The sequence below is a fragment of the Bacteroidota bacterium genome, from assembly GCA_017303975.1.
In the GTDB taxonomy this organism is placed as follows: domain Bacteria; phylum Bacteroidota; class Bacteroidia; order JAFLBG01; family JAFLBG01; genus JAFLBG01.
Window position 1 is genome coordinate 1 of sequence record JAFLBG010000059.1, and the last position, 8,610, is coordinate 8,610.

The window sequence follows — 8,610 nt, forward strand, 5'->3', positions numbered from 1 at the left end:
AGTGTCGGATTACCCGTTGTCCCGTTTCAATATGGTCTGTCTTTGTTTGTCTGTCTGTCAAAATGGTTTACTTTTTTTGTTTGTCCGTCCGTTACTGTCAGGTTGCACGGTCGTCTGTTACGCTTGCTGCTAACGTTTTCGCGGTTTGCCTTGTTTGGAGTTTGAAACAATGTCTACCGAAATGTTAGTTTAAAGATACTATGTTGCTAGGCATTTGCAAAGAAAAAATTGAAAAATTGTCTGCCGATTTTGCAAATGCTTTGATGTCCGCCCAAATAAGGCAAACCGTGTGTTAGGTGTTAGCCAAAAACATTTATATTAATATCGCTCCAACTTCGCTGTCATAAGTGATAACCGACTTTTATAGTAGGAAATAAACTATATTGAGTGCTATATTTACTTACATAGTTTGTAGGAACAGATAAGTAATAATAAGTATTGTAATTAAAAACACTATAATTTGAAATGTCACCTTTAATAGATTCTTTGACTGCATATGATTTTTGAGTCCTCAGTGTTTCAACAAAAATGTCACTACCAACTGAAATTTTAGAGGTAATTCTAAAATTTAGAGTTAAACCGAAACCGATACCATAGGCTTTGATTTCTCTGTCCATAAGAAAGGTAATTTCCTTGATTGGTCCGTAATCAGTGCTAAGTTGTTCATACCAATAGTCTTCTTTATTTTTAAAATATAGGTCTTTGTACACAACAGATATGTTACCCGACATTCTAAAGTATTTACGGTTAATGAAATTGTATTTCATTAAGTAATTTAATCGAAACCCTTTGTCGTACTTATAATAGGTGGCATCAGGGCTAAATACCTTAAAGAAAAACATAAATTCATGTGATAACCTTTTTTTATAAATATGTTCAATACCAAGGGAAATGTCTCCGGCTAAAAGGTTTGATGGATATGAATTTATTATAAATTGATTCTTTCGTAAACTATCTTGTCCATGAACAATTAACAAGAAGCAATTTAATAAAATAATAGTCGCGACTATTTTCCTCATATTTTCAATAACGAATTTACTAGGGTTTTATTGTCTAAATTAAAGCAACTTGTTTAAAATGATTTGTCTACGGAGCGGTCGCTTTGGTTACACCTAACGTTTTGGAGCTTTGCCTAGTGCGGTTTGAAACATTGTCTGCCGAAATATTACTGACAAAGAAAAATGCTTAATGGACTTTTGCAAAGAAAAATAAATGTCCTTCGCGAAGCGACCTTGTTTGCAAAAGCTTTGTTGTCTGCCCGCATTAGGCAAAGGTGCTGTTATGGGCTGGTTTTTTTAATCTTTATTTGTAGCGTGTTTAATTTTTGTGAGTTCTTTGTCGAATGTAAAATCCGTTGTTCCTAAAACAATTGCACCTAACTTGTTTTTTGCTCGATATTTATGTGACATTTTCCAACCATTAAATTCACCTACATATTCCTTTTCTTTTTCTTCATATAATTTTTTAGTTTCTTCTTCAATTTCTTTGCAGATTTTTATACTATCTTGAATTTTTGGGTTTTCTTCCATTATATCTTTCATCTTCAATTCAAATTCTCTATTATGAGCAAAGTCTTGCTTTTTTGTTAATTCTTGGCCTTCAGGAGAAAAATAAAAATTTGAAAATGTACTATCTAGATTACTAAACTCTACGGATTCATAACTTGATGCGTCATTAAGGTTTTTAGATAAATAATCTTTGATTATTTTTTGTGCTTTTTTTTCAGTTGAGTTACACGATACAAAGATTAAAACTAAACCTATCGTTGATATATAAATTATTTTTTTCATATTCTATTTTGTTTTATATGTTATTACCTATTCAATCAATATTAAGAGTTATTATCTTCAAAGTCAATTTGTCGCCATTCAAAAGCCCAATCAATTTCTTGTATAATTTTGATGATGTCAGAATACAGTAATGGTTCTGTTGTGTTTTTTGCTTCAACAAATATTGGCTCTTGAGTACGTCTCTTGAATGCAATAAAAGCAATTTTGTCAGATTTGGGTGCTCTAATACCGTGATAATTCTGATGTCCAAGACTACTTGCTATTTCCTTAATTGAACCAGAGATTGCTGGCTCTTCATTTAATGGTGTTAGATTTTTATTTGTTATTGTATAAAAACCTGATTTACTTAGATTTGTTTCTTTTTTGTCGGATTTAAAGATGTCGAATAGTCCCATTAGTTTTATGTTTTAGTTGATTGATGAATTGTCTACGGTTATTTTTCTAAACTTGCCCATAACGTTTTCGCGGTTTGCTTCGGCCGTTTTGAAACCGTTGACTACCGAAATGTTTAAATAAAGATACTATGTTGCTATGCAATTGCAAAGCAAAAAATTAAAAAACTTTCTACCGATTTTGCAATTGCTTTGATGTCTGCAAGGCTGGAGCAAACCGTGTGTTACCTTCCAGTGCGCCACATTTAGCCTGAACTATGTTGTCTACGAAGCAGGTCTGCCCGAAACAAAAGAACGGATGCTTGTTAGTTGCCTGTTCTAAAGTCTAGGCAGTTACGCGTCTACCGTAATGTTTGTTTGGAACATAGTTTTTAGTTTTTTTTCTGTGCGTTGGCGAATGCGGTTTGGAAAACCGCTTGTTCTATTACGTTTAGTGAGTTGGGGGAGGAAATTTTGCAAGCTTATAGTGCAACAACTAAAATTATTGCCTTTGAAAATAAGTTGCAATATGTGCTTGCAAAATGTGGGGAGGCTTTCACACAGGTCGGCTTATGCAGTTTGGTTGTCTAAGCGGCTTGGTTGGTCTCTGCGGTTAGGTCTACAGTTTTTACAGCGGTGAGTTTTGAAATGTTAGCGGCTAGTTCTGAAAAGTAAGCGGAGAGTTCTAAAATGTCAGCGGCTAGTTTTGAAATATTAGCGGTGTCCTCTAAAAAGTTAGCGACAAGTTTTAATTTGTAAGCGGTGAGTTCTGAAAAGTTAGCGGCATCCTCTAAAATATTAGCGGTAAGTTTTGAAATGTTAGCGACGAGTTCTAAAATGTATGCGGCTTACTATGAAATGTAAGCGGTAATTTCTACAAAGTTTTTACAAAGGTGTAACCAGTTATTTGCCAAAACTAACCAGTTGTAAAGTGTCTCCTGTTAAAGGCTGTTAAATGCCAATACTTAGCAACAGTTTTGCATTATAGTTTTCAAATAACAAAAAGATTATGCCACCTAAGTTTTAAATAATTATTCGAATTCTTTTTTTCCTTGTTTGTTTTCTTAAAGCAAAACAAAATATCGAACAAATAAATTAATAGTTAAAAAATAGAAATAATGGGAACTTATATAGAAACTGGTCATACAAAAAACGTAGCTAACTTTGACCATTTAATAACATTCATACAATCATATGGTGCAAACTATTCACCGTCGAACACAAGTATAACTTTAGCAAACTTACAAATTGCTTCTACCAACGGACAAACTGCCTTAACGAATGTTAAGAATGAATTCAACAGTTGGAAAAATGCAACTAACGGTCGTGAGATTGCTTTTGACCCTTTAAAAGGATTAGCAACACAATTATTAAATACTTTAATTGCAATTGGTGCTAATGAACAAACGATAAAGGACTTCAAAACAATTAATGCAAAAGTGCAAGGTTCTAAGTTAACAAAAGCAGATGCGGGAATAGCTGATGAAGCTTCAAGTGCGAGAGTTGATGGCTCTAAATTAACTAAAGCTGATTCTGGATTAACAGATGACAGCACGGCTAAATTGGCAATGCCTAGCAAAAAATCAATTTCGGCTTCGCAACAAAGTTATGATAACTTGATAGATCATTACGATAAGTTGATTAAACTATTGGCAAGTGTGCCGACGTATACGCCAACAGAAAACAGTTTAAAAGTAACAACATTAAACACAATGTTAGCGAACTTAAAAGCTGCGAATACTTTAGCGTATAATAAAGTAGTGAGCGTAAGTAATGCCAGAATTGCCCGAAACAAAGTGCTTTATGAAAACCCTGATGCTTTGGTAACATTGGCGAAATTAGTAAAGGCTTATATTAAAGGTAAGTTTGGTGCTAAAAGTCCTGAGTTTGCTCAAGTAAGTGCTTTAAAATTCACCATGATTAAAGCAGGAAAATAATCGAAAGATTATAGTTTCTCTTAAATTAAAAATCCGACTTCAATTGAGGTCGGATTTTTTGTTGTTAGAATTTAGAAGTTTTATTTAATTCTATTACGAAAAGCTTTTATGTAATGCTCTTTTAATAAATGCTCAATATCAGATTCTAAATAGTAAATTTTGTTGCCAACTTGAGAGAAAGAAATTTTTCCTTCATCGCGCCAAGTTTGTGCTGTTCGCTTTGAGATTTGTAGTTTCTTCAAAAAGTCATTGTTATTAACGTACTTTTCACTTGTTGGCGAAACTAATTGTTTTACATGTTTGTCTAAGCTATCAATTCTAGTAATTAAGTTTTGATAAGCATCTTGAGATAGGACTACGATTTCCATTTTGCTTTGTTTTTAAAGGTTAATAATTAATTGTCGCCTTTAAATTACAAGCATGGTTTTAATTAAGACATTAAAGCGATTCGATTGCGTTAGCTTGCATCACTTTGCTTAGAATAGATAATGCAGGCAAGAAGTTTTTAAATAAATCAAGGTTTTTCTTTTTATAATGTAAGTAAATTGTTTATAGAAGATTGAACAAATTAATTAAAACACTTGCATAATTCGAATTTGTCCGTAAATTTGTCCGTATCCGTAAAAACGTCCGTAATATGATTAATGTAAAATTTTACCTTGACAAAGCTGATAAAAGCAAAAGATTTCCAATACATCTTGTAATCAGGCAAAAAGATGTGCAAGTAAAAGTTGCAACTGGAGAAAAAATTTTCCAGAAAGATTGGGATGGAAAAAACCAAGTAGTAAAGGATTCGGAATACAGGCATAAATCAATTAATAAATTTTTATCTTTCTTAAAACAAGAGGTAGAGAAGTATTTTGATAGTGTTCCACATTCAAACTTTACTGACAAAAAAGTTAAAGAAAAAATTTTAGCCTTGGTTAATAGTAGAAAGGAGAATACAGATGTAAAAATTGTTTGTGAAGATGCAGCAGAATATATAGGCAAAGAAAAAGTGAAATTTCTTGACTTATTTGCAGGTGCAGGTGGTTTTAGTGAGGGGTTTTTGCAGGCAGAATATGGGGATAAGTACTATGATTTTTTATTAGGTAGTGATATAAATGAAAACTGTGAATTAACCCATTTAGCTAGATATAATTATCAATTAGGTTTAGATGCAGAGTTTTTATGTCAAGATATAACCGAACCAGACTTTTTAGATAATTTATTAAAAAAACTTAAGGGAGAACAGGTTGATGTAGTTTGCGGTGGACCGCCTTGTCAGAGTTTTAGTTTAGCTGGTAAACGAAAAAAATTTGACAAAAAAGATGATTTATTTGCGCACTATTTGACTGTAATTAGAACATTACGACCTAAATATTTTGTAATGGAAAACGTAAAAGGTATTCTAACAAAAGAAGGAGGGAAAATAAAGGATATGATTCTTCAAGAAATTAAGTCAATAGTAGATTTAAAAGAATTTAACCAACTACTTATGTTTCTTGCAAGGCTTAGGAAAGCCGAGAAAGAAAAGATATTTACTTTGGACTGCTATAACTTAAGGCTGCAATTCGAAAGTGCAAATGAGAAAGAACTTGAAAAATTAAAAGAAACTTATATTCAAATCATAGAAAATAAATTTAGAGTACTCACTCCTAAAATTGCTGATTATAAAACAAGTAAAACGGATATAAATATTAATACTATTCGTCATGGGTTTAACTTATTAAAGAGAAGTAAAGAGTTAGCTTACGTCAGAAAGAAAGTGATTTTAGAAAAAGCACATAGCGATTTAGATAATGATTTTTTTGCCGAAAAATTTGATGATTTTTTAACTTCTATAGAGGCTAATTCTATTATAGATAAAGTTAATGAGGCATTTAAAAATTTAAAACCGTCAAAACAATATCAAGGTGAGGTAGCTGAAATAATTTCAGCTTTAGAAATTTACAATTATTCTTTTGATGAGTGTATTGAAGGTTTAAAACCATTTGTTATTAAAGCAAAAGTTAATAATGAATTTCAAGAAATCTTATCTCATATAAGGTTATATAACATAGACCAACCTTTCGTCGCCCTAGCATCAAACTATGGTGTTCCTCAAAATAGAGAAAGAGTACTTTTTATTGGTTGTAGGAAAGACCAAAAGCTCGTTAAAACAGTTCCTGCTACTGTTTCTGAAAATGAAAAAGTTACAGTATTTGAAGCGTTATTTGATTTGAATTTTATTGGAAATGATGATGAGAAATTTGATTATGAGAAGATTGATTTAAAAGCTCAATATAATGGTTCGACAGAAAAGATGAAATCTTTAATTAAAAAGAGGACTATTGATGGAAAGCCAGACGAGAAAAAGGGATTGACTTATGCGGAATGGTCTAAAAAAGGAAGATTAAATGGAAGATTCGTTAATGCGAAAAATCCTTTTTATGTTAAAAATTCAGATGAACTTGAAAACACATTAACACATATTGTCGCTCCATTACATAATCATAAGACAAGTAAACAAAATGATGATGTAATAAAAAGACTAGATGTTATTTTGAATACAGGAGATTATGATTTAGCGAAAAAAGAACTAAGAAAAATTGGACTTGATTCAGAAAAAAGAAATTATAATGTTTTAAAGCCTGATTCTCAAAGTCCAACTGTAATGACTATACCAGATGATTATATTCATTTTGCTAGCCCCAGAGCTTTAACTGTTAGAGAAATGGCGAGATTACAATCGTTTGATGATTCGTTTGTTTTTCAGGGGAAACGTTCAACTGGTGGAAATAAACGTAAATTTGAAGTGCCTCAATTTACTTTAGTTGGTAATGCGGTTCCGCCACTCATGGCTAGGGCAGTTGCGTTAGAAATATTAAAAAATATTAAATAGTATTTAATGAGACAATTATCAACCGTTGAAATAAATAGAATAAAACTTCTAACTGAAAAGTCTGTTGAACTTTGTTTAATTGAACCAACAGGTACTGGGCTTGAAAAATCTATAATGGATGCTACTGGTTCAGTAAGAACCTATTTGAAAGCGAATAATATTCATGATTTTGAAGCGCAAAAACAAGGGCCTGATAATAAAATTCAAATTCGATCTTTTTTAATTGAAGCTAACGACATACTAGATTCAGTTGCATCTTTATACAGACCAAATACTAAAAAAGGAGACCCAAGAATTTGGTTTAAAGGACTAGGTAATTATTCAAAAGCAAATGATATTTTAGGAATAATAGCATTTGAAGATAAATTATATGTTTTGAATATCACAAGACTTGATTTACATAAGCTGATTGATAGTAAAATTATTAATCCTCTTCAAGAATTAGTTAATGAAATTAATCAAATTTCAAATGAAGTTTCTGATGAACTTTTAGGTTTATTGAATAAAATTGCGGCAAGAGGACCTGTACCCGCAATGCTTAAAGCAGATACAGCAATTGGCAGAACATTAGAGACTTTACTAGGTATTGATATTAATTCTTCGAAAAAACCAGATTATAAAGGAATTGAATTAAAATCATTTAGAGATAAGCGAGGTAATAGGAAAAATTTATTTGCACAGGTTCCTGATTGGAATTTAAGTAAGTTTAAAAGTTCGGCAGAAATTTTAAATGCTTTTGGCTATAATAGAGGAGATGATTTTAAATTGTATTGTACAGTTTCGTCTCTTGTTAGAAATTCTCAAGGATTAAAGCTTAAAATGGATACAGAGATAAGTCAATTAATTGAAAATTCTGACAAGCCAAACATTGGTGATTTTGTTGTTTGGGGTTTGGAAACATTGCATAGTCGATTACTTGAAAAACATAATGAAACTTTTTGGATAGCAGCAGACTCTGTTACAATTGGAGGAAAAGAGCATTTTCAGTATAAAAAAGTAGAGCATACTAAAAAGCCAATTGTTTCTCAGTTTGATATTTTATTAGAACAAGGAATAATCACATTAGACCATTTAATAAAAAGAAAATCAACAGGAAGTGTTGTCGAGAAAGGACCTATTTTCAAAATTAAACCTAACGCGCTTGATTTATTATTTCCACCAAGTAAATCTTATAGTTTAATTCCTAAGTAAACTTAATATACCATACGCCCGTGGCGCGCATTATGGTGCGTCGAGCACACGCGCAAAAAAGGTGCAAAGCACGCTTAATTGGTAGGGGAGGAATTTAGCTCTTTTGATTTTTGTAATTGCGTCGGTGTCTATGGAGGGCAAAAAGCAAATGTGCTAAATTGGGGGTAGCCAAAACGGGTTTTCAGAACCCGCAAAAAGGGGAGGAAAGAAAAAAACTAAAAACTGTTTCTAGTTCCCTAAAATGTTTCTTAGTTGCCTGTTCTAAAGTCTACCGAAAAGTTAATTGTCAGCCGTAAATTTGTCTATTGAAATTCTGTCCGGGCGCATTGGAGGTAACGGGTTGCGGCTAAAAGAAGTGGCGGCTTTGGAACACTAAACTGTCTAAACGCACAATGTTTATTAGTTGCACAACTGTTTATATTCGCACTTCGCCCGCCATTTTTTTTAGGTGCTGTTAG

At 32.2% G+C, this 8,610-nt stretch carries 7 protein-coding genes; 3 read left to right on the forward strand and 4 right to left on the reverse strand.

The window, feature by feature from the left end:
- Window positions 1-341: 341 nt before the first annotated feature.
- The 3 genes from J0M08_14015 to J0M08_14025 form a co-directional block, all read right to left on the reverse strand.
- Window positions 342-731 carry a hypothetical protein gene (locus tag J0M08_14015; GenBank protein MBN8704174.1) on the reverse strand — a complete coding sequence of 130 codons (390 nt, stop codon included), beginning with the start codon at window positions 729-731 and terminating at the stop codon, window positions 342-344.
- A gap of 564 nt (window positions 732-1,295) precedes the next feature.
- Complete coding sequence (locus tag J0M08_14020) at window positions 1,296-1,790, reverse strand: hypothetical protein (GenBank protein ID MBN8704175.1); 495 nt, start codon at window positions 1,788-1,790, stop codon at window positions 1,296-1,298.
- Between the two features lie 41 nt (window positions 1,791-1,831).
- A complete protein-coding gene (locus J0M08_14025; GenBank protein MBN8704176.1) occupies window positions 1,832-2,185 on the reverse strand; it encodes a hypothetical protein in 354 nt (117 codons plus the stop codon).
- Between the two features lie 1,094 nt (window positions 2,186-3,279).
- Here J0M08_14025 and J0M08_14030 point away from each other — a divergent pair.
- Window positions 3,280-4,098, forward strand: a complete 819-nt coding sequence (locus tag J0M08_14030) for a hypothetical protein (protein MBN8704177.1) — start codon at window positions 3,280-3,282, stop codon at window positions 4,096-4,098.
- A gap of 80 nt (window positions 4,099-4,178) precedes the next feature.
- On the opposite strand, the gene J0M08_14035 is transcribed toward J0M08_14030, so the two are convergent.
- Window positions 4,179-4,466, reverse strand: a complete 288-nt coding sequence (locus J0M08_14035; GenBank protein ID MBN8704178.1) for a helix-turn-helix domain-containing protein — start codon at window positions 4,464-4,466, stop codon at window positions 4,179-4,181.
- A 269-nt stretch (window positions 4,467-4,735) separates the two neighbouring features.
- Between J0M08_14035 and J0M08_14040 the strand changes: the two genes are divergently transcribed.
- Window positions 4,736-6,961: a DNA cytosine methyltransferase gene (locus J0M08_14040; GenBank protein MBN8704179.1), complete on the forward strand. Its 2,226-nt coding sequence runs from the start codon at window positions 4,736-4,738 to the stop codon at window positions 6,959-6,961.
- Window positions 6,962-6,967: 6 nt separating this feature from the next.
- Window positions 6,968-8,152: an MvaI/BcnI restriction endonuclease family protein gene (locus tag J0M08_14045; protein MBN8704180.1), complete on the forward strand. Its 1,185-nt coding sequence runs from the start codon at window positions 6,968-6,970 to the stop codon at window positions 8,150-8,152.
- The last annotated feature ends 458 nt before the right edge of the window (window positions 8,153-8,610 follow it).